The sequence below is a fragment of the Chromobacterium sp. W521 genome (assembly GCF_052805975.1).
Genome location: NZ_JBRBAF010000018.1, coordinates 1 through 22,206 on the forward strand (window position 1 = coordinate 1; position 22,206 = coordinate 22,206).

Here is a 22,206-nt window from a genome sequence, read left to right on the forward strand (position 1 = left end):
TCTGGACACGCTGTTCACCGGCCCGACGCGGACCTGGAGCTTCGTCGGCAATCTGGCGGCGCCGGTGTTCAACTTCGGCCAGACCGGCTACGCGGTGGACGCGGCCAATGCGCGGCAGAAGCAGGCGCTGGCGCAATACCAGAAGACGGTGCAGAGCGCGTTCAAGGACGCGCTGGACGCGCTGTCCGGCTACAGCGCGGCGCGCGACATCCAGGCGGCGCAGACCACGCAGTTCCAGGCCTTGAACAAATCGCTGCGTCTGGCGAACCTGCGTTACGACAACGGCTACGCCAGCTATCTGGACGTGCTGGACGCGCAGCGCAACAGCTTCCAGGCGGAACTGGGCCTGGTCAGCGCCAAGCTGGACCAACTCAACGCGGTGGTGGGTCTGTACAAGGCGCTGGGCGGCGGCTGGGAAACACCGGCCAAGTCTTGATCCGCGGCAGCAAACGACAAACCCCGCCTTGGCGGGGTTTTTTTGCGGCCCAGTCCGAGTTGGGCATGGAGCAGCCGCAGGCGCGGCTGGCGGCGGAGTTGTGCGGTAGTTTCGGCATGGCGGTTTCCGCGCCGGAACGGCCTTATGGGGTGAAGCTGGGCATTCTAACCCGAGACAGTCAGACGGCCCCGTTCTGGCTGCGGCATCCGTGTCCGGCGGCGTGCGGGGAGGACGCAATGGCTTTCCGCATGGAGTCTATGGAATTCCCGCGCGGGCATCGCCGCGCTCCGTCTCTCCTCCACATGGCTAGCGGCCGCGCGTAGGGCGGGTGGAGCCGTGGGCGATACTCTCCTGCTGGACTGGTGGGCTCAGGTGCGGACACCGACAATCACGTGCGAGGCCTTGAAGAAGGCGACGATCGCCTTGCCGACGGCCAGATCCAGACCATCCGCGCTCTCCTTGGTGACCATGGCCACCAGGGCGTCTCCGCCGTTGAGGTGAATTTCAACCTTGGTATTGATCGCGCCCGGACGCAGCGCCGACACCCGGCCTTCCAGGCGGTTGCGGGTGGAGAGTTTGATGCCGGCCTCTGGATGAGCCAGAACCACCCAGGGCGCCTTGATGATGGCCAAGGCTTCGCCGCCCACGGTCAGGCCCAAATTGGCGGTGCTGCGCTGGGTGATGACGGCGGTGATCATGTCGCCGCCCGGCAGGGCGATGTCGATCTCATCATTGACGACGCCGGGATGGATGGCGGCGACCTTGCCGGCGAATTGATTGCGGGCGCTAGTGAGCATGGAGTGTCCTTGATGTCGGATGGGTGGGTGTGTTTTCGCCATAGGCAATCTGCCGGCAGTATATGTAGAAGCGGGGGCCGCGCCTGTAGCTCTTTCGACCTAAGAACCTGTTCAAAGTCTGCTGCGCTTCGGCGATACGGCGTTGAAAGCGGCTTCAAAATGCTTATGTGCCACGAGTACATTTCGCTTTTTTGGGTCGTTTTGCCTTGTTTCTTGCTAGCTAGACGTTGAACCAGCTCCAGGCACCTATTGCGCTCACTCCGTATCGGAGAGCGCGAACTCTAGCGCGGCGCGGATATGAATCTGAGTGGTGTCGAATACCGGCACCGGCACGTCGGTCTGGCTCAACAGCAGCGGCAGTTCGGTGCAGCCGAAGACGATGCCTTCGGCGCCGCGTTCGATCAGCTGCCGGATCACTTCCAGATAGGCGCGCTTGGTGGCTGGCGAAACCATGCCGCGGCCCAGTTCGTCGCGCAAGGTGCGCTGAATGAAATCGCGCGTATTCTGCTGCTCCGGGATCAAGGCGCGAATGCCGTGCCGGCTTAGCTTGTCCTGAAAAAACGGTAGTTCCATGGTGAACTTGGTGCCTAGCAGGCCGATGGTTTGCAACTGTTGCCGCGAGATTTCCCGCGCCGTCGCGTCGGCGATATGGATGATGGGGAGGCCCACGGCCGTTTCCAACGGATCGGCAACCGCATGCGCGGTATTGGCGCACAGCACAATGGCGTCGGCGCCGGCGGCTTTCAAATGCAGGCAGCCTTTGAGCAGCAGCGCGTGAGTATGGTCCCAGTCATCCCATCCACGTCGCTGAATATCGTTGAAATTCAGCGAGTAGACGACGCACTCGGCGAAGTTGAGGCCGCCCAGCGCTGCGTTGACGCCTTCGTTTAGATAACGGTAGTAATCCAGCGTTGATACCCAACTGATGCCGCCTAGCAGGCCGAGTTTTTTCATATTGGCTCGTTTCGTACTTGGAGGTGCGGAGTGACGCTTTTTAAGTGGGTATAGGGCCCATGCGAGGGCGGTTTGAGTCGGCTTCAATCAACGATGAACAGCTTGGCCCCGGTTTCGGTATGGGACAGGTGCGGCTCGGCGTCGTCGGCCACCTGGTAGCTGATGCCTGGCTTCAGGGTGAAGCTGCGGCCGTCCGCCAGCGTGGTGTGCAGTTCTCCTTCCAGGCACAACAGGATGTGGCCTTTGACACACCAGTGATCGGCGCGGTAACCCGGCGTGTATTCCACCATGCGGACGCGGATGTCGCCGAAGCGCTGGGTGCGCCAATAGGCACAGCCGGTTTCGCCGTCGTGTCGGGTAGGCTCCAGCGTGGACCAGTCGCTGATTCCAAACGGGATGTCGGATATTTTCATGGGAGGCTCCTCTGCAAGGGTTCTAAGCGCTTGGTCATTGTCGCCTATGCCGCCCGGACAAAGATAGTCGTTTCACGTTTGAGCCAGGCGCGCGCGTGCCAGTGCCTCCAATTGATCCAACAGCGTGCCGGCTTCCTCGCGTCGGTCGGCTTCTAGCGCTTGTTCAATCTTCGCGCACAACTCCGCCACAGGCGCCAGCCTCGCCATGGCGAAAGCGCCCTTGGTGGCGTGTAACTGCTGCATCAACAGTGGCTTGTCCATCGGTTCCAGCGCCCGCCGCATCAGCAGGAGCGACTGGTTCAGCGCGTTCAGCAGTTCGGCGCGCCGGACAGCGGATAAAGGCGTGGGGGCTGTGGGACGCTGGGCGCTGGGGGGGCTCAGCGCCAGGTGTTTGCGGATCACCTGATCCAGCTCTTCCAGGGTAAAGGGCTTGAGCATGAGTTCGTTTATGCCGGCTTGAGCGCAGAGCGGTTGTTCCGCGTTGCCGGCCTGCGCGGTGATGGCGACGATGGGGGCGGAAAAGCCGTTGTCGCGCAGGGCCTGGGCCAGGTTGTAGCCGCTGATGTCCGGCATGCTCAGATCGGTCAGCACCAAGGCGTAATCCTGGCGGGCGGCCAACGCCAGCGCGGCGGCGCCGTTGGCGGCGATGTCCGCCTGGTGGCCCAGTTCACAAAGCTGGTCCTGGATCAGCGACCTGATTGCCGGGTGGTCGTCCACCACCAGGATACGGGCCGCCGGCGCTGCCGGGATCGGTGAGACGGTGGGCGGCTTGACGGTTGGCGCGGCGGCGCAAGGCGGCAAGGGCAGGGCGGCGACGAAGGTGCTGCCCACCCCAGGGGTGGAGGTGAATTCAATCGTCCCCGCCAGCAATTCCGCCAGCTTTTTGCAGAGTGACAGGCCCAGGCCGGTGCCGCCGAAGCGGCGGGTGATGGAGGGGTCCGCCTGAGAGAACTCGGTGAAGACTTGATCGTGATATTCGGCGGGAATGCCCACGCCGCTGTCACTCACCCCAATGACCACCGGCGAATCCGAGCGGCTGTCGTCCTGCAGGTAGACTTCCAGCTGCACCTCGCCGCTGAGCGTGAACTTGATGGCATTGCCAAGCAGGTTCAGCATGATCTGCCGGACGCGGCCGGGGTCGCCCAGATAAGCCGGCGCCAGGTGCGCGTCTATCATGCAGGAGAATTCCAGGCCCTTGGCACGGGCCAGCGGCTCCATGACGGCCGCGGCTTCGCGACCGAGCGCGGCCAGATCAAAGGGGATGCTCTCCACGCTCATCAGCCCGGCTTCCACCTTGGACAGGTCCAGAATGTCGTTGATGATGGCCAGCAGCGCCTGCGACGAGTGCTTGGCTACGGACAAGCGCTCTTGCTGCGGCGCGGCCAAACCGGCCCGGCCTAGCAGGTCCAGGCTGCTGACGATGGCGTGCAGCGGAGTGCGGATCTCATGGCTGACCATGGCCACGAAAGAGGACTTGGCCTGGTTGGCCGCTTCCGCCGTTTGGCGCGCGGCTTCCAGCTGGCGTTCCAGCGCCTTGCGCGCGGTGATGTCCACCACATTGCACAGCAGGACCCGGATGCCCTGATAGCGCGTGGCCATTGTGGTGCTGTGCAAGGCCATGGCGCTGCCGTCTGCCAGCGCAAACTGGATATCCCGGTGGCAAGGCGTGGTGCCGAGCGGCGACGCGGCCAGGTGAGCGTCCAGCAGCTGCAGGTGCAGGGGCGGGCGGGAGATGGCACCTTGCCGCGCCCACTGGCGCATCACCTCATTTTCCAGCAGCACGGAGCCGTCGGCGATGGACAGCAGTGTCAGGCCTGAAGGCGAGGTGTCCACCATGATGCGATTCAGATTCTCGCTTTCGTAAATGCGTTGAGCGTTGCTAAAAGCGGGTTTGAAGATTCTCCGGTCCAGCAACAGGATGAAGGTCCACAGGCAGATCAGGGCGAACAGCAACGCGCTGAGATTGTTGATCAGCGGCAGCCTCACGTCATTGAGCAAGCCATGCCAGGAAAAGACTTGGATATGAACCCAACCCGGTGTGGGCAAGCGGGCGCGCAAGATGAATAGACCATCGCGGTATTGGAGATCGGATACGGTGTCGTCTATGGTGGGCAGGGCCATGTCGCGGAGTGTTGCGATCAGTTGAGCGCCGTGCTGGGCTTGCCAGCCAAAGCTGATATGTAGCGGCCCCATCGGACTGGCGAGCAAGGTGGTTTCATCGCTGATGTCCGGCCGCCAGGTATTCAGAAAGGTATCGATGCGGATATCTCTGGCGAATACGGCGACAGGTCTGCCATCGACCACGACAGCTTGCGCCAGACGGATGGCGGGGCGGCCGGACAACGGCGCCGCGCTGGTGGCCAGCCAGACCGGTTGACGGCTGATTAGACCGTTGGCATCCACCGGATTGGGCATATTGGTGAACACCTGCTGCCGAAGAGCTTCTCTGACCTCCGGCTTGGTTGAGGCTAATGAGGACAAGCTGGGGGAAACAATCGCCAGAAACTGTTGGTCCGGGCTGTACAGATAGGCGTTTACCGACTTTCTCAGTTCGCAATCGCCGCCGCACATTGCGCTGGCGGCGTGTTCTGCCAGTGCCAGGTAGGGTTCGAAACGGGGTACCGGGTACTGGGCGGAAAGCTTGCCCAAGGCCAGAACCGGAGGGTGGACCGGAGAGGATTGCAGCCACACTTCACCGTTATGCGATGTGAATTGGCGCAGCAGCGGCAAGGAGGCTTTGGGCAGCGTTTTCCATGCCTCTTCGGCCTGGCTGACCTGATGGTAGAGGTCGATCGCATGTCCTCCTAGCACCACCTTCAGCGCCGTATTTTCCGCATCGAACATCCTGTGCCGATCCGCCAGCATTTCCTTACCGGACAGCCAGAGCGACAACGTGGTCAGAGCCAGCAGAGTCAGAGAAATGGCTATGCCGCCGCCAAACAGCGTGGCGCGTTGGATACGGCGCAGGCGGCTGAGTGGACGAAGGATGGATGGATTGGAGCGTGTGTTTCGCATGTGTGGGCGTGATGGTGGAGAAATGGCCGGGGGGAATGGTTGACCGAGGTCAGGATGTTTGCTTATCTATAAAAATAGATTTTCTTGACAATAAATAAGCATTTTTTAAGTGAGCGACATGGAGACAGAGGAAATCAAGGTATTGCTGGCGGACGACCATCCCACCGTGCTCAGCGGCCTGGAGCATGTGCTGCAGAGCCGGCGCGCCGTTCGCGTGGGGGGCAAGGCCAATAGCGCCACCGCTCTGTGGGACATGCTGGCCAGCCAGCCTTGCGACGTGCTGGTGTCCGATTATTCCATGCCGGGCTGCGAGTCCGGCGACGGCGCGACCATGTTCGAACGCCTGCGCCGGCTTTACCCGGAACTGGGCATTGTGGTGCTCACCATGATGGACAACGCCCTGGTGGTGCGTTCGCTGCGCGGCTTGGGCATTCATTGCATCCTGAGCAAGTCCGACGCTATCGAACATCTGCTGCCGGCCTTGTACGCGGCCAGGACTAAAACGCCGTACTACTCTCCCGCGGTGGAGCGTCTGCTGGAGGCGGACGGGCCGGCCCAACCCGCCGACAAGCGTGCCTTGACCGCGCGCGAAGCCGAGGTGGTTCGGCTCTTTGTCGCCGGGCTCACCGTCAACGACATCGCCGCCAAACTCAAGCGCAGCAAGCAGACCATCAGCACCCAGAAAGCCAGCGCCATGCGCAAACTGGGCGCGGAGCGCGACGCCGACCTCTTGCTGCTGTTCAAGTCCTGACATTTGTTTTTCTCCCGGCGGCCCCTTCCTTGGGGCCGCTTTCCCGCCGCGGGTTCCCTGGATTCCTGTCTGTCTTCAACGCATGGGGCGGCAAGTATCGTCGCTTCAACGCTTGATCCCCGCCGTGCGGCGCGTATTTCGTACTGGTCAAATATCCGCGCGCGCTGAGCATGGCTATGCTGCCGGCTTGGATTTCGCCTGGGCCTGAAAGACGACCAGCAGGCGAGCATGGCGTTTAGATTGAACTGGGTGCTCTGTTGATGGCGGGTGGCGTTTTAAAGTCTGGCGGTGCGCATGGGCACGCTTAAAAAAATCCTGGGGCTGTTGGTCGCCGTTCTACTGGCGCTGAGCTTATGGGAACTGGCCCAGCGTTGCTTCATCCTTAGTCCCTCGTATCAAACTGGCAAAACCCCGCAAGATTACGGCGTGACGTACCAGGAGACCTGGTTGCCGGTTGTCAAGACGGAAGGTGGCTGCCTGGTGCATGTATGGTGGTTGCCGGCCGAATCGCCCGCCGCGCCGGCGGTCTTGTTTCTACACGGCAACGACAGCACGCTGTACACCGATATTGATTTGATCCTCAGCCTGCGCCGGCTGGGCCTGGCGGTGATGGCGATCGACTACCGCGGCTACGGCGGCGGCGCCTGGTACTTGCCGTCGGAGCGCTCGGTTTACGCCGACGCCCGGGCCGCTTGGCAAGCGTTCAAGAAGCTGTCGCCGGAGGCGTCCAAGCATCTGGTTTACGGCCATTCCTTGGGCGGGGCCATCGCCATGGATTTGGCCGCGGTATCGCTGGGCGTGGACGGGGTGATTATCGACGGCGGTTTCTTGTCCATCGCGGACATCGTCCAATCCTATACCGCCTCATGGCTGCCGTTTGACGCGCTGATCCGCCATAACTTCTCCTCCTATTCCAAACTGCCGGTCATTGCCACGCCAAAACTATTCATTCATTGCTCCGGCGACGAGGTGGTGCCGATCGTGTTGGGTGAGCGTCTATATCAACTTAGTCCGCAGCCTAAAGCCAAGTTGTTTATGCAAGGGGGTGATCATGATGGTTGTTATCGTCTTGATTCGAAGGCATGGTCTGCCGAAGTTGGAGTTATGGCGGGAGTGTGAGGTGTTGGTGAAATTCCAAAATAGACATTATCAGCCGGCATTCATTAGGACTTTTTTTGTTTAAGTAGATTTTAGTACTGGTCATATGTTTTTTTTAGGGTTGAAAATAGAGAATGTCGATGCCTATTAGAGGTTTGTCCGGTGCTGTAATTATTTCCAATAAAGGAGCGATGTGTATGCGGCAGGTTAGGTTGATGGTGATGTCTATGTTGGCTTTTGGCCTCTCGAATGGTGTGGCCGCGGCTGAAACTACTTATAGCGCCTCAGTTAAGTGGAATGCAGAAGTTGTTAAAAAAACCGATGTGGATTTGAATGTTTTCGCTAATAGCGATGCATTAAGTTTTACTTGGAATCCGAGCCAGGGTTTGTTTACCACTCCTACTAGTGGATTAACCATCCAGATGGGAAGTCAGATCGATACTAGCCAATACAAGCTGACCGCCCAGCTGGGGGGGCGCACGTTGAGTCATGTTGCAGGGCCCAAAAAGGGTAATGTCAAAGTTGCGGCTATTCTCGGTGGGATTGCTATTGCTGATGAGAAGCCTGTAGATATTTTACGGGGTAATAAAAACGGTGTTGAGATGGCTGCGGATGGAATGGGGCATATGGATATTTCGAAAAAGGGGCCGCATGAAACTCCAAAAGGAAGCTATCACGAAGCCCGTAATGTTGATTTGCGATTCCATATCGCTGAAGGTATGAATGATCTGGGCCAAGTTGTTAGCGGTGAAAAGCTCGCTGATTTGCCAGATGGTGTTTTTAATGGGACTGTGGAAATGATATTCAATGCATCTTGGAATGATGTAACGGCTTGAATTTAGTGACTTCAATTTACAGAGTTACATAATATTGAAATGCCCGCCCTTTTCTCGGGCGGGTACTGCTCGCTGTGTCTGCTGTTGTACCTATCTAACGTGAATAATGGCTATTTGTTATAAGTTTCTCATTTAATATGAAAGTTTCCCAAATTAAACTGTTGTCTTGCGTCTGGCTAATCTTTGCCAGTGTTTCGGCTAATGCCATTCATGTAGGGGCTTTGACTACAGTGCTGGAGTCAGACGATTCCTTTGTTAGTAAAGCATTTGGTAATCAAGAGGAGGTGGCTAAATTTGTTAATGTTACCGCCATTCCTGTGGATAACCCAAAAAATATGAAACCAATTAGCGGTAGTCTGCCAGAGTTGTTGATCTCTCCTGCCACACAGGTTGTTGGTCCAAATAAAACTGCTAATGTTAAATTATATTATAAAGGGCCTGCGGACGATACAGAGCGTTACTACCAGTTGAGGTTTTCCGAACAAAACTTACCTGCGTTTACCCAGCTTACCAATCACACCGCTCTGAAAGCCAAGAGAAAAATCACCATAAATACTATTTTGGTGGTACGCCCGCGCCACGCTAAATTTACTTATGAGGTAAATGGCAAGGGTGGTATGAGAAATACTGGCAATACATTTATTCGTATGTTGACTAGTGGTCAATGTTTCAATGGTGGTTCTAAAAAGCTTGAGAACTGTTCTCGTCATGCATTTTTATTGCCGGGCGAAAGTGTCGATTTTTCAAAGTACTTTAAGAAGTTTGACGGTTATGGCGTGTGGAAAGGGTTGGAATATATCCATGTTCCAGCTCAAGAGTGAACCGTTTAAAACTTTATGAAAGCCATTCTGTGCGCCAGCTATTTCTATTTCTTCCTACTGCGCCATTCAAAGTTTCAGTAACGGTATTGTTGCTTAGTCAGCTAGCACTAGTTAGTTCAAAAGTATTTGCTCAATCTAAGCTCAGAGCTACGGAGATGTCTGACTCTGGTCCGATTAATAATACGCTGGCGCAAGATGATTTTTCTCCTGAATTTTTTTCTTTGTTGCAACAAGGAGTGGAAGTCCCTCTGCGTGTTCGCACGCCAAGTGGGCAGGCCGAAGAAGCTGGCCGGGCCAAGGTTCGCTATTTCGATGGCCGATTAATTCTAGAGCAAGCCATTTTGAAGCAGGGCTCACTTATCTCGGAATATCAGAAACTATGGCAACAGCAGTACGGTCGCCCGATTCCTTATCAGCAGTGTGAGGTCTCCGACTCGTTTCAAGCACCTGAGCACGGTGAAGCTACACCATTCAACCTATGTTTCAATATCAGAACATTTGAACTGTCTGTTACCTTGCCGGCTACCGCCTTTGAACAAAATGCGCGTTCTCGGGTGGTGACCCTGCCAGATAGCACAGAACAACATTTAAGCGGCTTGTTTAATTATAATGCGACCTTCTCTCGTAATGATAGCCAGCAGGCCGATGGTTACCTACGATTACAGTCCTTGTCTGCCTATGGCAGTACCCATTTGTATTTGGATGGTGATGCCCGTACCCGAGCAGCTGGCGACATCTATGAAGCTAGATTGGAGCGGGATATACAAGGTGTGAAAATCACTGGCGGCTATCTGGGAAGTTGGGGGCTTAATCAGATTGGTAATGTTTCCTACATCCAAGGTGGCAAGTTTTATGGTGTAAGCGCCGGTAATATGGGGCGATCACAGTCAATGGACAACAGTCTGTCACGTTCACCTATTTTTGTTTTCATGCCAGCCAGCGGTCAGGTCAATGTTTATCGTGAAAACAAACTCATTCATGTCCAGACTTTGCCCATCGGCAACCATGAGGTGGATACCTCTCCATTCCCTGTAGGCAATTACCCGGTGCGGTTGGAAGTGGTTGTCAATGGCGAGGTAGTGTCAAAGCAGAATGAGATGGTTCATAAAACCGCTAGTTATAGAAAAGGGAAAGATCAGGCGTTCCAAGTATTTGGCGGTATTTATCAGGCGGCCGCCAACAATGGCAATACCCACTTATTTGGCGCTACCGGGCAATGGAATACCCGTTGGGCAGATATTAGCGCCACGGTATATCACTATGATGATTTGCTAGCGTTTGAGCCTACACTCAGTTGGCAGTTTGCCTACGGCTCTATCACTAGCCAAATGGGGGTAGCCAGCAATCGTAGTTATAACTCTACACTATCTGGCTCAGTCAATCTGGGGCCGGTCAATATCTGGAGCAGTTATGACAATAGTCGTCGTTACGATCAACCGCAGTTGGCTAGTTCAGTGGAAGACCGTAAGACGATAAGGCGTTATTTAAGCGCGGGTGGTTCTCTGGATTTGCAGCGCCTGCTTAATAGCCATCGTTATAGCAATTTGAACCTTAGCCTGGGACAGGATCACATTTCAGGCAACCGGGATCTGAGGCTGGACTTTGGTCAGACCTTGTTTCAGAACAAGCTGTTGGAGCTTAAACTGAATGCTGGAAAAACTTGGTCTCGGCGCAATGACACGCCAAATGAACAGTCCTTCTATGCTAGTCTGAACCTAACTTTGAGTTTTGGTAGCGCCGGACTGGATTACTCCCGAACCCGTGATAGTGAAAGCATGGGGATTAAAGCCTCGTGGCAGCCGAAAAACATTACCGGGCTGGATTATCTGGGAGGCAATATGGGGAATAGCCGCTCCTTGAAGCACAGCGCAGAAACCAGCCACGATAGTGGCACGGGTAATAGTCATAGCTATTTCAACCTAAATGGCAATGGCAAAACCTCTCATTTCAGTTGGGATGCTAGCGCAGGCAAAAATAGTAATCATGGCGGTTTCTATTTTAACGGTAGTCTAAGCGGCAGCATGGCCTGGAATCATGCTGGTTTAGGGTGGGGGCATGCCCAATCCGAAGCCGGCATGATCGTCAAATTAGATCAATCTGCCGCCGGCCAGCTTGAACTGCTGGTCAACCAGCGCCCCAGCAGTTTGTTCGGCCGCTCCACCTTTGTTGCCATGCCCGCTTTCAGCCAGGCAGATGTCCAGTTGCGCAACAGTCCAAAATCCCCGGCCAATTTTGAGATTCAGCAGGCAGAACGTCATTTGGTGCTCTACCCCGGCAATATTGCCGCTATGCAGCCGAGGCTACGCCAATTGGTAACCGTATTCGGTGTGTTGGTGGAAAATGGCCGGCCCCGATCCGGTGTGGTTTTGCGTAATCATATCGGTGAGGCTACCACTGCAGAAGATGGTTCCTTTGTCATCGATGTAGATAAAACTCAGCCAAGTTTGGAGTACCAGATGGCGGACAGCTCACAATGCCAGCTTGAGTTGAATCTGAGTCAGGCTCAGGGGGCAGCTTGGGTAAATCAGGTTTCCTGCTCGCGGCCGACTATCTCATAAACAGTTGCTACTTTGATGAAAGGATTAACCGTATGAGCTATTTGAGTAAAGTTCAGCTTTCTCAATGGTATTGCGTCAGCTTGCTGCTATTACTGATCGGTCCTTGTCTGGCTGCGCCGGGTAACAATCCCGGTGAAGTCAGTGGAGCAACCATCAATAGTGGTGGAACTCAGACCATTCAACCAGTAATCATCCAGCTTAACGACAAAGTGGGTGAGGAAGCCTATTACATTGCCTCAACTGGGAGCTTTGTTAATGGTGGAATCATGGGTTACTACAGTGTGGCTAATAGCCAGCAATCTGCGCTTGCAATTTCTTTTCCATTTAAGGGAAGCAGTTCATGGAATAGAAATCTGTCTGTAGGCTTTTATTTTAAGGTCAAGAGAGGTGGTGCTGTTTACTCCCTGTTATCTCAAATTCCAGGAGGTCAAGATGGTGTCAATAGTAGCCTCCCTTTTAAATGGAAAATAGGGTATGAAAATTATAATGCATCTCTGGGTTATAATAGGGTGAATTTCTGGCCGGCCGTTTATCCTAATTATTTGAATAATGATAGTGATGCGTCTAATCCACGTGGTCTGCAAATAAAACTAAACTTAAATGAGTTTGTCAATGAATTAATAAATAACCAAGTTGAAAGTGTCGTCAGCCTAGATACTTATTACGCTAACCATACAGCGAGTATTTCTGCATTTGAAGATGGTGCAAAAAAACATGGGATGCGGAAAACAGTTTTAAATTTTAGCTCCTCGCAGAAAGCAAAGCTAGATCAACTCTCCGAGAGTATTTCGATGTCTCCTCAGGGAAAACTACTGTCATCTAAAGGTGTTTGTGAAATCAATAGTAATGGCGTAAGCATGGATTGCCCATTACAAATAAAAAATACGGGTACACTGGAACTTTTTACTCTGAAATCCAACGACAAGGGTGTTGTTTTTGTTGACAATGGCCGAGAGGTTGTCTCGACACCAATTAAGAGTGGACTAAAGGTTCGTATCAGTAGTGAGCATTTGAAAAATCTACTAGGTAAGGATCGGGATGAGCTTAGCCTGGATAATGCTATTTCACTGTCGATATATCCTACTCAGGCCAGCCAGCTTACTGGGCATTTTGGTTTGTTCTCGCTACTGAAACTAAAAAAACTCAACTATCAAATTGCCATTTCAGAGCGTGAGCCTGAAAAAAAAATCAATGACTACTATCGGGCCGTAGTGGGCCAGGCGACTGAACTGCGCTTGCCTTACGAAATTAAGCAGACTGGTCCATCCAAAGCGACAAAGGTTAGTGTGCAGGTTAGCGGGCCGCAGATAAGCTTGCTTAAAGATGGCCGCCGCTACTGCAAGTTCAGCACCGCCAGTGGACAGGATATTGCACTACCGCTTGATTTAGCTTTTATGAGTCCAAGTGGTGCTAATCGTCAGCGGGTGGAAGCTGATTGTTCCAATATCCCGCTTGATCTTACTCGCATGCCTTGGGCAGAAAGCATGGGGGTTCAATATGAAGGCAAGTTGTGGCTGGATTTGCTGTTTCCCTTGATCTATCCGCAGATACTATATGACGTGAATGGCAAGGCTTGGGAAGGTCGTGCCAGAGCGAGCGGCGAAGTCACGGTAAAAGCAACCTGGGTTGACTAAAGAATATGATGTGTTTTCCAAGTAAAATTAGTATCGGCTTGTGTTTGTCGCTTGGCTTATCATCCTCAACGTGGGGTTTATCTGTAGGGGAAATGACCTACTTCATGGGAAGTGATACTGCGTTTTTAGCGAGGAAAGTGGTCAATGACACTCAACAGGCTAGATTTTACGATGTGTCGGTTGAGGAGAGCGATCCACCTTACGGTGGCGCGGTAGAACGAAAAGCACCGGCAGGCGAGTTGCTTTATGCGCCCAGACAGCTGCTGCTGCGTCCCAACTCCAGCAACTGGCTCAAGCTTTACTATCACGGTCCGCAGGACGAGCATCCCCGCTATTACCGAATCACCTTTCGAGAACGTCCTGGGGCGTTGGTGTCTCAGGGAGATACCCCTCGTTTCACTACCTCGGTCCGTTTAAGCACCATTTTGGTCGTTCAGCCACGTCAGGCGCGGCAGTCATACACCATTGAGAATGGTGCCATTCTAAATAGTGGCAATACTGTTTATTTGGCTTATCTGGAGGGGAGGTGCCCTGCAGAGCTGGGCGTAAACGTCCCTTGCGTGCGGGAAAAGTACCTGGTCCCTGATGAGCGCCTGTCGCTTCAGGGATGGCATCCAACAACGGACACCCGGCTATTTATGAGCAATGAGCAAACTCAGTCTGTGCAGTGGAGATAGGTAATTATGCCGGTCTAAGCTAGAAGCTGTTTGATTCTGTCTGAACTTCTACATATAAATTATTTTGGTCTGGCCCGGCGTATTTTCTATGTCTATTGATATCTCAATGATTTATAATTAGGCTGGTTTTGCTAGTAAATTGCTGTATCAATAAATAATATCTATGATTGAAGTCATAAAGTCAGTGATATTAAGTTAAGCTTGGGCGATATTGAAAATGTTGCTACACATGGTGCGGATTTTCACTGAATGATCTTAAGGCGGTCAATGAGATGGCCTCCATTATTTTACAGCTCTCCTCAGATTTTTTAAGCCCGATATCTTGAAATTCATGGCACCTTCAGGGTGCCTACTCATTGCCTACAGGGGCGTGTAATACCTCTCAGTACATCGTGTTATCCAGAGCCTTCTAAGAGCCTGTTCAAGTCCTACTGTGTTTCGGCGGTATTTTAGAAAAGGGCGTTAAGAAGCCCGAAATGCTCATGCCCCCCTTGTAGTTATCGTTTGTTTTCGCCTGGTCTTGCCCTTGCTCGCAAGCCTTTGAACAGGCTCTAAGCGCTGCTTTCGCGCGGCGGGGCGGGTATTGAATCCGCGGCTTTTATTGCCGGGGCTGAGCTGGCCAAGCAAGACAAGCGCAGCGTCGTGTGGAATAGGGCAGAGAGAGGCATTGCTCCGCCAAGTACCTCTTCACTCCAAAAGCCACCCCTCCTTGACCCTCCCCGCCCCGTCGGCGACAATCCCCGGGCGTCGTTCTCATTAACGGCGCCGGGATTGGCGTCTCGCCCTGTACACAACGGATTCGTACCTTACGGAAGCGGTCCTATCACGCGCCTGCCCAATACCTCGCTTTTCAGGCAGGCGGTTTATCTTGTGTCACAGCAGGAGAAACAGCATGTCCCTTATCCTACCTCGCCGTCGTCGCTATAAACTGGTCGCCATCGAACAGCAGGAAATCCTGCTCCCCTTCGTTCGCTACATCCCGGAGCGCGACTATCCGCATTACTGGCAGATGCCCGAAACCTCCGAGGACTTCGACGCCATGTGCGCCTACGGCCGCGAATGCGCGGCCCATCTACTGCAATGGCTGAAGGACAACCGTTACTACGTGGGCTGCGGCCTGTTGGGCCGGGTGGCGCGCGACATTAGCTTTGACGACCGTGAGCAGCGCGGCTACTGGATAGGCTTTTTCAACTACCTGGAGCAAATGCTGTTCTTGGGCGCGCAGCAGGTAAAGGTTTACCGCCACGTGGACAGCCAACATCAAATGCACGCCGGCAAGACCAGGCGCAGGCAGTTGGAGGAGCGTTTTAGCCGCATCGGCCGTTAAAGCAAGGGGCGGCGGCCTTGGCTGGCCGCAGCCCTGCGCATCACAGAGCGGAGCCTTGCGGGGCTCCGCCTCGTCTCCCGGCCCGTCTTGGGCTTGTTTGACTCCCCCTTGGTGCGTGGCTTCCTTTTCCCGCGGAAGTCAGCCGCGGACCCAGCCTGCGGCAATCGGCCATGCAAATAAGAAGCGGTACAGCCGAATGGCCGCTTGTGCAATGGGATCCCCTATTTTGGGCCAGAGCGCGGTCGTCACCGCGCAAACGCCGGCCGCTACGGCCAGCGCGCCCAACATGTCCAGTGGGAAGTGCACGCCTACGAATACGCGCGCCCAGGCGACGGCTATGCCCAGCGTCAGGATGGCGGCACCCAGTTTGAGCATGCCGGCAAGCAGCAGAGCCAGGCCGATGCAGGTCAAGATGGTCATGTGATTGCTGGGGAAAGAGAAATCCGGCGCGTGATCCGTCCAGAGATGCCCAAGGCCTATCACGAAGGGCCTTGGCTGCGGATATCCCAGGCCGATTAACCCATTCACTCCTAAAGCCAGCAGGACGACGAGGCATGCCTTGACGGCTTGATGGCGAAGCTTGTCGTCGCCCCACAGCCACAAGGCGATCAAGAGCAAGGGGATGATGTAGATCAGATCGTCGGCGATGACAACGGCCGCGCGGATTAGCCAGGCCGGCGTGTTTTCATTTGCGTTCAATAGTAAAAACAGCGTGTGGTTAAGTGTTTCAAGGGGATTCATGGTTTTTGTCTTATGCGTGATTGCCTGGAGCGTGGGAAGCGTGGGGATTCGGTGCGGCGGCCATGCGGTGCTGGCGGTTATTGTTAGCTGGCCTGGTTTTTACTGGGAGGATCTGCGTGCGTCGCCGCCGCGCCGCCTGGTTGAGTAAGCGGCAATTCGCATAGGAGCAGAACGGCGTGCACCTTGCGCAGTTCTTCTGCGTGCTCGGCCATGAAGTCCCGTAGGCGCTGCTCGGAGTCCAGCAGCTCCAGGCATTGCGGGTGCCGCATGTTGGTCAGTTCCGGATGGCCGTGCGACAGCCGCTGGCCAGGCAGGTAGCCGGCGCTGACTGGGTGGAGCGTTGCCTGCAGGATCTTCGCCTTCTGGGCGAGGGTCAGCAGGCGGAGCGCAAGAGCCGGCGCGCTCAAGCGATGCCAGAAGCGCGTGGCTTTGGCCTTGGAGGCCATGGGGAAATATAGCCGCAAGGCGACAATGTGCGGTGGGCTGGGGTTTGAGGTCATCGAGCCTGTTCCATAGGGGGTGTTCACGGTCTTGCAAGCCAGAGCGTGGCCGCCTTACGGGCTGTCTGATGTTTTGCCCTCCGTTGTTTCCGCCTTTTCTTTTGCCGGCGCGCGCTGTTCTTTGCGGAGCTGCGCCAGGTCCGAAATGCGCAGCCCCTCGGGGATGGAGCCGCGGTATTTGCTGCGGCCCACGCGCTGGGCGTGATAAATGCCGGTATGGCCGGAGAGCAAGTAAGCGGTGATGCAGCCGATGGCGGCTAAAGGCCCGATATCCGCCCCGAATAATTCCATCGCCATCAGCGTGGTGGCGATGGGGGTGTTGGCGGCGCCGGAAAACACGGCGACGAAGCCGATGCCGGCGAGCAGGGGAAAGGGTAGATGCAGCAGCGGCGCCAGGGCGTTCCCCAGCGTTGCGCCAATGTAAAACAGCGGGGTGACCTCTCCGCCCTTGAAGCCTGTGCCCAGCGAAACAATCGTAAACACCAGCTTGCCAAAGAAATCCCAGGGGGCCGCCGGCTCTTGAAAGGCGCGCACGATGTCGGGAATGCCCAGGCCGATGTAGTGGTAAGCATCGAGCAAGTACACCGCCGAGGCGACGACGATGCCGCCAACAAAGGGACGCAGCAGCGGGTAGGCGATGAAGCGTTTGACCACGGCGCTGAGCGAGTGAGCGCCTGTTGCGAACAGCATCCCCACAAGGCCAAACACAATGCCTGCGGCCACCACGGCCAGCACGCTCCAGAAACCAATAGGCACAACCGCGCCTATCGCATAGTGAGTGTGGCGCACCCCCCAGGCGAGGCATACCTGATCGGCGACGATGCCGGCCACAAAGCAAGGAAACAGCGCGTCATACCGCATGCGTCCGATAGCAAGAACTTCAAGCACAAACACCGCGCCTGCCAACGGCGTGCCGAACACGGCGGCGAAGCCGGCGCTCATGCCGGCCATCAACAGAATGCGTCTCTCCTCGGGCTTCATGCGGAACGCGTGAGTCAGCTGATCCGCCAGCGTGGCGCCCATTTGCACGGCGGTGCCCTCGCGGCCAACCGATGCGCCGAACAGATGGGAAATAATGGTGCCGCCCAATACTAGGGGAGCCATCCGCAAGGGGATGACTTTCTTGGGTTCGTGGATTTCGTCAATGATGAGGTTGTTGCCGCCATCGACGGTTTTGCCCAGCCGGTGGTAGATCCAGCCTACGCCAAAACCCGCCAGCGGAAGCAGCCAAATAATCCAACGGTGCGCTTCGCGCCAGGCGGTGGCCTGGTCGAGGGAGAGCAGGAAAAAAGCCGAGATACTGCCTGCGAGAAAGGCAATAAGGCTGGCGATGACGAGCCACTTGCCCACGTAGGGCAGTAGTACAAATTGTTCGGGGCGGTGTAACGGACGCATTAGTCATGCCTGTATCAAAGGGATTGAGGCTGACCAAGGGGAAAGGAATATGCGCGTGCGCACCCACATTCCCGACCAAGGTCAGGTTTATGTAGGCGTCATCAGCAGCTTATTGCTGCGGTTCAAGTAGAGGAGGAACACCATCTCCCAATAAGAGGGAAATATATCGCATCATTTAATTGCAGTCCAGCGCGCTATGAGCGTTTCGGGCCCATGCGGTCAGGGGCGGAGTGATCCCCTCTATTCGGCCGGACGCCTTATATGGGGCTGCTTTGTCCCCTAGCCGGTGAGGCGGGCAGCGCGGGGTATTTCGTATTGTAGTTGTCCAATGCGGACTGTCTAGCCGAGCGGGCCCGCCCATCATGTCGCGCAGCCGCAAGCGTTTAGGGCAGCGAGGCTCCGCTTGGTTTGAGAGCCTGTTCAAAGCCTTGCTTTTGCCGAGCTGAGCGCAAACACGCTTAAAAACTGTATCAATATGAAATATGCTTTGCCGTCTTAATTTAGTACTGGTCCTATTAAAATTTAGAAAATTAAAGTGTAGCGTTGCGCTTGGCATTATTCATGGCGGCGGGGCATGTCAGAAATGATTCCGCATTGTCGCGCCAGGCTCATGGCGGCTTAAGTGGGGCGGCTTGGAAGTGCGATGCGGTATGGTGGCATGTACATTCCGCTTCCTCCGCCGGTTTAGCCTTTTCTCGCCTTCGCTCGCGAGACTGTAAACACGTTCTTAACGCCACGCTTTAGGCAAAGGTATAGGTATCATGCCGCAGTCATTTCAAGTCTCTGTCGACAACGCTTTACTCAACGCTTGTTCCCAGGAAAACCAGCCTATTCAGCTAAGCATCAGCATTGGAAATCATAAAGTCAGCGACATCACCTTAAGCCAGGGCGATATTGAAAATATTGTTACGCATAGCGCGGCTTTTTCAGTGAATGGCCTTAAGGCGGACAATGGGATGACCACCATTGTCTTGCAGCTGTCCTCAGGTTTGTGTGAGCAGGATATCTTGAAGTCCATGCATGCCCCATGGCGCGCGTACTCATTGCCGACAGAAGTTCGTAATACCGCTCAGCACATCATGCTATCCGGAGCCTCTGGAGATCATTGGTAGGTTTGGGTCTGCCAATTCAACAGCTGCTGATCAATATCGGCCTTGGGGGGCAAGCCGGCGCGCAGCCAGTTTGAACCTGATGCGGCGTTGCTTGCCGGAAGGCGCTAGCGTATTCGCCGTTAAACCACCTAATTTGGGGCTCTATATGAATATTTTGCTATTGTCGGCCTTCCCCGCCGAATCCGCTCATCTGTCGCAGCAACTATCCGCGACGTGGATGCCGGATCCTGTGCTCGGCGCCTTGTCCTGTCGCAGCCTTCAATACAATCTCCACCAACTTTACCTGGCCGAGACCGGCGTGGGCACGGAAGACGCCGCATTGACCACTCTGGCGCTACTGCAACAGCGCGATATTGATCTGGTCTTGTTTTTGGGGACTTCCGGCGCGGTGGGGGATGGCTGGGAGATTGGCGATGTCGTTGCCGGCAACAAAGTCGTGCAAATGGATCTTCACGGCATCGATACGATCCTCAAAGGCACGCCGTTTGAATCCTGCCTGCTTAACAGCAATACACACGCTCAACTGGAAACGGCATGGGATGTGGACCCCTATTGGCTAGCTAAGTTGAACGCCCTGCCCATGGTGAAGCAAGGGGTGATCTTCAGCAGCAACCAGTTTCCGGTGCCCGCCGACAAGTTTCCCGCAATGCTGGAACTGGGCCGCGGCGTGATTGAAATGGAAGCCTCCGGCGTGATGCGCGCCGCGCGCCGGGTGGGCTCCACGCCGGTGCTGGTGTTGCGGGCGGTCAGCAACATCATTGACGGCCAAGGGCGGGATAAGGGCACGCCCGAACATGGCATTGCATTGTGCGCGGAGCGCTTATCCGCCGCCGTGTTGAAGCTGCTCTCCGCTATTTGAGGCCCTTCATAGGGCTTGTTCAAAGTCTCGCGAGCTAAGGCGAGACAAGGCGAAAATAGCTGAAAAAGCGGAGTGTACACACGGTACATGAGCATTTTGAAGACGTTTTCAACGCTGTATCGCCGACGCGCAGCGGATCGTAAACAGGTTCTAAGCTGTAGAAGTTCAGACCTGCTCTGACAGTCTCTCCATTCCGCTTGCAGCCTGTCTGGGCGGGTGTCATCGGCTTGACGCTCCGCCCCCGTCTCAGTACTCTTTGCCTCGCGCTGCGCCAAATAACGCCGCGCCGGGCAGGCAAGCCTATTTTTCCCTTATTCGCAGACAAGCAAAGTCCGTCTGGACTGCGTACGTCTGTTGCCACGCATCTGCATCTGAGCAGGGCGTGGCAGGGAGCTCCTTTGGAGCTGCCGGCCTTAATAAGGGAACCGGTCTTGCCACCTTGTCACGCTCCTGCTCTTATCCGAGCAGGCTTCCAAAGCTGACTTGGAGACTGCAATGACTCCACTGTTTTCCCTCCTTCCTTTAGCCAAACCGCCTCCGGGCAACGGACAAGATCAACTGCGCCTGCGGTCCCAAACCTTGGACGCTTGTGCGCTGGCCTTGAACGGCTTCTCTCTATTGCGTTCCACCTTGGCTGCACTCCAGGCCAAGTCCATTCCCGGCTCACATCAATATGTATTGACGCGTTTATCCATCGAAGTGCTGGATGATTACGCCGCTCGCCTGCGACAACTCAGTTCCACCGCTCAAGATGAGCGGCAGGGAGCGGCGTCATTGCCTTTCCAGACAAGCGTCGGCGGAGGCGCGCGCGCCAATGCTACGGCCGTGGCGTCCGTTCGCGGCCTCAAGCGCTCAATCTAGGCGTTCAATCGCCTGCCGTCTTTAGGAGAGCCGTATGTCGCAATGCCATGAGTTTGCCACGTGTCACAGCAAGGCGTTTGTCATGAAGCCCACCGTGATGCAATTGCACAGGGACTTGCTGTCAGGCAATACCAGCAGCGTGGCGCTGACGGAGCAGGCGCTGGCCGCCATCGCCAGCCACCAGGAGGCCGGCGAGCGGGCTTTCACCCTGGTGGACGCCAAAGCCGCGCTGGCCACGGCCCGGCAGGTGGACGCCGCCGGGGTCTATCCCACTCCGCTGGCGGGCATTCCCGTATCGGTCAAGGATCTATTCGATATCCAGGGCCAGGTCACCACCGCCGCTTCCCTCGTGTTCACGCACAACCCGCCGGCGTCCCGGGATGCGGCCGTGGTGGCGACGCTGCGCGCCGCCGGCGCGGTGTTGCTGGGGCGTACTAATATGAGCGAGCTCGCATGCTCCGGCCTGGGGCTGAATTCGCACTACGGCACGCCGCTCAATCCCGGAGATCCGGAGCGCGTGGCGGGCGGATCCAGTTCCGGCGCGGCGGTCAGCGTGGCCCTGGGCATGAGCGCGGCCGGGCTGGGCATCGATACTGGCGGCTCCGCGCGCATCCCCGCCGCCTTTTGCGGCCTGGTTGGCTTTAAACCCACCGCGCGGCGGGTGCCGATGCAGGGCTGCCTTCCTTTATCGCCGTCGCTGGACTCCGTTGGAACGCTGGCGCGTTCGGTTTCTTGCTGCGCCATCCTGGACGCGGTGCTCAGCGGCGGCTGGACGCCCTCCCACGCGCGCGGCCAGCCGCCCGATGTGAAAAAACGCCGTTTCTACGTGACTGACGATTATCTTTCCGAGCACGTGGACTCCGCCGTGGCGCAGGCCTTTGACGACGCCCTGGCACGCCTGTCTCAGGCTGGCGCTCGCATTATCCGTTTCGATTTTCCCGAGTTGGGGCGGATTGCGGACATGGAGGCTCAAGGCGGGTTGGCGGCGGCGGAGGCTTGGAGGTGCCACGGCCCGTTGCTGGAGGGCGAGGGCTGCGCTTGCTATGACCGGCGCATTGTCCGAGACCTGCGACAAGGGGCCGGCCTGAGCGCGGTCAGGTATCAGGAACTGATGGAGCAACGCCGCGAGCTGCAAGCCGCTGCCGCGTATCGCTTGTCCATGGCCGACGCCTGGCTGATGCCCACGGTGGCGATTTTGCCGCCCAAGCTGGCGGAGTTGGAGAACGTGGACGTTTACGCTCGCCTGAACCGGCTGGTTCTGCGCAACAGTGCCGTCGTCAATCTGTTGGACGGCTGCGCGGTGAGCTTGCCGCTGACGGATCAGATTGGTTTGAGCGTGTGCGGGCTGCATGGCCACGACTCCCATATTTTGAAAATCGCCGCCGGCGTTGAATACGCGCTGGCTCACCCATAAGGAGAGC

At 56.1% G+C, this 22,206-nt stretch carries 21 protein-coding genes and 1 riboswitch; of the genes, 14 read left to right on the plus strand and 7 right to left on the minus strand.

Translation table 11 applies throughout. The features are described from left to right. Together ACUXV1_RS21150 and ACUXV1_RS21155 are read left to right on the plus strand one after the other, a co-directional pair. Positions 1-436: TolC family protein (locus tag ACUXV1_RS21150; protein WP_446016487.1), on the plus strand; the 436-nt coding region annotated here is incomplete at its 5' end. Between the two features lie 65 nt (positions 437-501). Continuing rightward, positions 502-759: a hypothetical protein gene (locus ACUXV1_RS21155; protein WP_446016486.1), complete on the plus strand. Its 258-nt coding sequence runs from the start codon at positions 502-504 to the stop codon at positions 757-759. A 45-nt stretch (positions 760-804) separates the two neighbouring features. Here the strand turns inward: ACUXV1_RS21155 and ACUXV1_RS21160 are convergent, their stop codons facing one another. The 4 genes from ACUXV1_RS21160 to ACUXV1_RS21175 all read right to left on the minus strand — a co-directional run bounded on the left by ACUXV1_RS21160 (position 805) and on the right by ACUXV1_RS21175 (position 5,615). Then, positions 805-1,233 (minus strand): TOBE domain-containing protein, encoded by a 429-nt coding sequence (locus ACUXV1_RS21160; RefSeq protein ID WP_446016485.1) that lies wholly within the window; start codon positions 1,231-1,233, stop codon positions 805-807. A gap of 255 nt (positions 1,234-1,488) precedes the next feature. After that, a complete protein-coding gene (locus tag ACUXV1_RS21165; protein WP_446016484.1) occupies positions 1,489-2,187 on the minus strand; it encodes an aspartate/glutamate racemase family protein in 699 nt (232 codons plus the stop codon). A gap of 83 nt (positions 2,188-2,270) precedes the next feature. After that, the gene (locus ACUXV1_RS21170; protein WP_446016483.1) at positions 2,271-2,600 is read right to left on the minus strand and encodes a DHCW motif cupin fold protein; all 330 of its coding nucleotides are present in this window, start codon (positions 2,598-2,600) and stop codon (positions 2,271-2,273) included. Positions 2,601-2,672: 72 nt separating this feature from the next. Then, a complete protein-coding gene (locus tag ACUXV1_RS21175) occupies positions 2,673-5,615 on the minus strand; it encodes an ATP-binding protein (RefSeq protein WP_446016482.1) in 2,943 nt (980 codons plus the stop codon). A gap of 118 nt (positions 5,616-5,733) precedes the next feature. Between ACUXV1_RS21175 and ACUXV1_RS21180 the strand changes: the two genes are divergently transcribed. The 8 genes from ACUXV1_RS21180 (at position 5,734) to ACUXV1_RS21215 (ending at position 15,317) form a co-directional block, all read left to right on the plus strand. Continuing rightward, a complete protein-coding gene (locus ACUXV1_RS21180) occupies positions 5,734-6,366 on the plus strand; it encodes a response regulator (protein ID WP_446016481.1) in 633 nt (210 codons plus the stop codon). A 294-nt stretch (positions 6,367-6,660) separates the two neighbouring features. Next, positions 6,661-7,485: an alpha/beta hydrolase gene (locus ACUXV1_RS21185; RefSeq protein WP_446016489.1), complete on the plus strand. Its 825-nt coding sequence runs from the start codon at positions 6,661-6,663 to the stop codon at positions 7,483-7,485. Between the two features lie 119 nt (positions 7,486-7,604). Further along, positions 7,605-8,300, plus strand: a complete 696-nt coding sequence (locus ACUXV1_RS21190; protein WP_446016480.1) for a hypothetical protein — start codon at positions 7,605-7,607, stop codon at positions 8,298-8,300. Positions 8,301-8,437: 137 nt separating this feature from the next. Continuing rightward, positions 8,438-9,121 carry a hypothetical protein gene (locus tag ACUXV1_RS21195; protein WP_446016479.1) on the plus strand — a complete coding sequence of 228 codons (684 nt, stop codon included), beginning with the start codon at positions 8,438-8,440 and terminating at the stop codon, positions 9,119-9,121. Between the two features lie 155 nt (positions 9,122-9,276). Next, on the plus strand, positions 9,277-11,679 hold the full coding sequence (locus ACUXV1_RS21200; protein ID WP_446016845.1) for a TcfC E-set like domain-containing protein: 2,403 nt from the start codon (positions 9,277-9,279) through the stop codon (positions 11,677-11,679). A 32-nt stretch (positions 11,680-11,711) separates the two neighbouring features. After that, entirely contained in the window at positions 11,712-13,313 is a 1,602-nt protein-coding gene (locus ACUXV1_RS21205; RefSeq protein WP_446016477.1) for a hypothetical protein, read from the plus strand. A gap of 92 nt (positions 13,314-13,405) precedes the next feature. After that, positions 13,406-13,990, plus strand: coding sequence for a hypothetical protein (locus tag ACUXV1_RS21210; RefSeq protein WP_446016476.1), 585 nt, complete (start codon positions 13,406-13,408; stop codon positions 13,988-13,990). An 892-nt stretch (positions 13,991-14,882) separates the two neighbouring features. Next, positions 14,883-15,317: a hypothetical protein gene (locus ACUXV1_RS21215; protein ID WP_446016475.1), complete on the plus strand. Its 435-nt coding sequence runs from the start codon at positions 14,883-14,885 to the stop codon at positions 15,315-15,317. A 138-nt stretch (positions 15,318-15,455) separates the two neighbouring features. Here the strand turns inward: ACUXV1_RS21215 and ACUXV1_RS21220 are convergent, their stop codons facing one another. The 3 genes from ACUXV1_RS21220 to ACUXV1_RS21230 all read right to left on the minus strand — a co-directional run bounded on the left by ACUXV1_RS21220 (position 15,456) and on the right by ACUXV1_RS21230 (position 17,953). Next, complete coding sequence (locus ACUXV1_RS21220; RefSeq protein ID WP_446016474.1) at positions 15,456-16,058, minus strand: phosphatase PAP2 family protein; 603 nt, start codon at positions 16,056-16,058, stop codon at positions 15,456-15,458. A gap of 83 nt (positions 16,059-16,141) precedes the next feature. Beyond that, positions 16,142-16,558 carry a hypothetical protein gene (locus ACUXV1_RS21225; RefSeq protein ID WP_446016473.1) on the minus strand — a complete coding sequence of 139 codons (417 nt, stop codon included), beginning with the start codon at positions 16,556-16,558 and terminating at the stop codon, positions 16,142-16,144. Between the two features lie 54 nt (positions 16,559-16,612). After that, positions 16,613-17,953 (minus strand): voltage-gated chloride channel family protein, encoded by a 1,341-nt coding sequence (locus ACUXV1_RS21230; RefSeq protein WP_446016472.1) that lies wholly within the window; start codon positions 17,951-17,953, stop codon positions 16,613-16,615. Between the two features lie 85 nt (positions 17,954-18,038). Beyond that, positions 18,039-18,110, minus strand: a riboswitch (Fluoride riboswitch). Between the two features lie 604 nt (positions 18,111-18,714). Between ACUXV1_RS21230 and ACUXV1_RS21235 the strand changes: the two genes are divergently transcribed. From ACUXV1_RS21235 to ACUXV1_RS21250, 4 genes are all read left to right on the plus strand, one after another. Then, positions 18,715-19,065, plus strand: a complete 351-nt coding sequence (locus ACUXV1_RS21235; protein ID WP_446016471.1) for a hypothetical protein — start codon at positions 18,715-18,717, stop codon at positions 19,063-19,065. A 145-nt stretch (positions 19,066-19,210) separates the two neighbouring features. Next, the gene (locus ACUXV1_RS21240; protein WP_446016470.1) at positions 19,211-19,924 is read left to right on the plus strand and encodes a 5'-methylthioadenosine/S-adenosylhomocysteine nucleosidase family protein; all 714 of its coding nucleotides are present in this window, start codon (positions 19,211-19,213) and stop codon (positions 19,922-19,924) included. Positions 19,925-20,419: 495 nt separating this feature from the next. Then, positions 20,420-20,785 carry a hypothetical protein gene (locus tag ACUXV1_RS21245; protein WP_194426646.1) on the plus strand — a complete coding sequence of 122 codons (366 nt, stop codon included), beginning with the start codon at positions 20,420-20,422 and terminating at the stop codon, positions 20,783-20,785. An 82-nt stretch (positions 20,786-20,867) separates the two neighbouring features. Then, positions 20,868-22,199, plus strand: coding sequence for an amidase (locus ACUXV1_RS21250; protein ID WP_446016469.1), 1,332 nt, complete (start codon positions 20,868-20,870; stop codon positions 22,197-22,199). Positions 22,200-22,206: the final 7 nt, after the last annotated feature.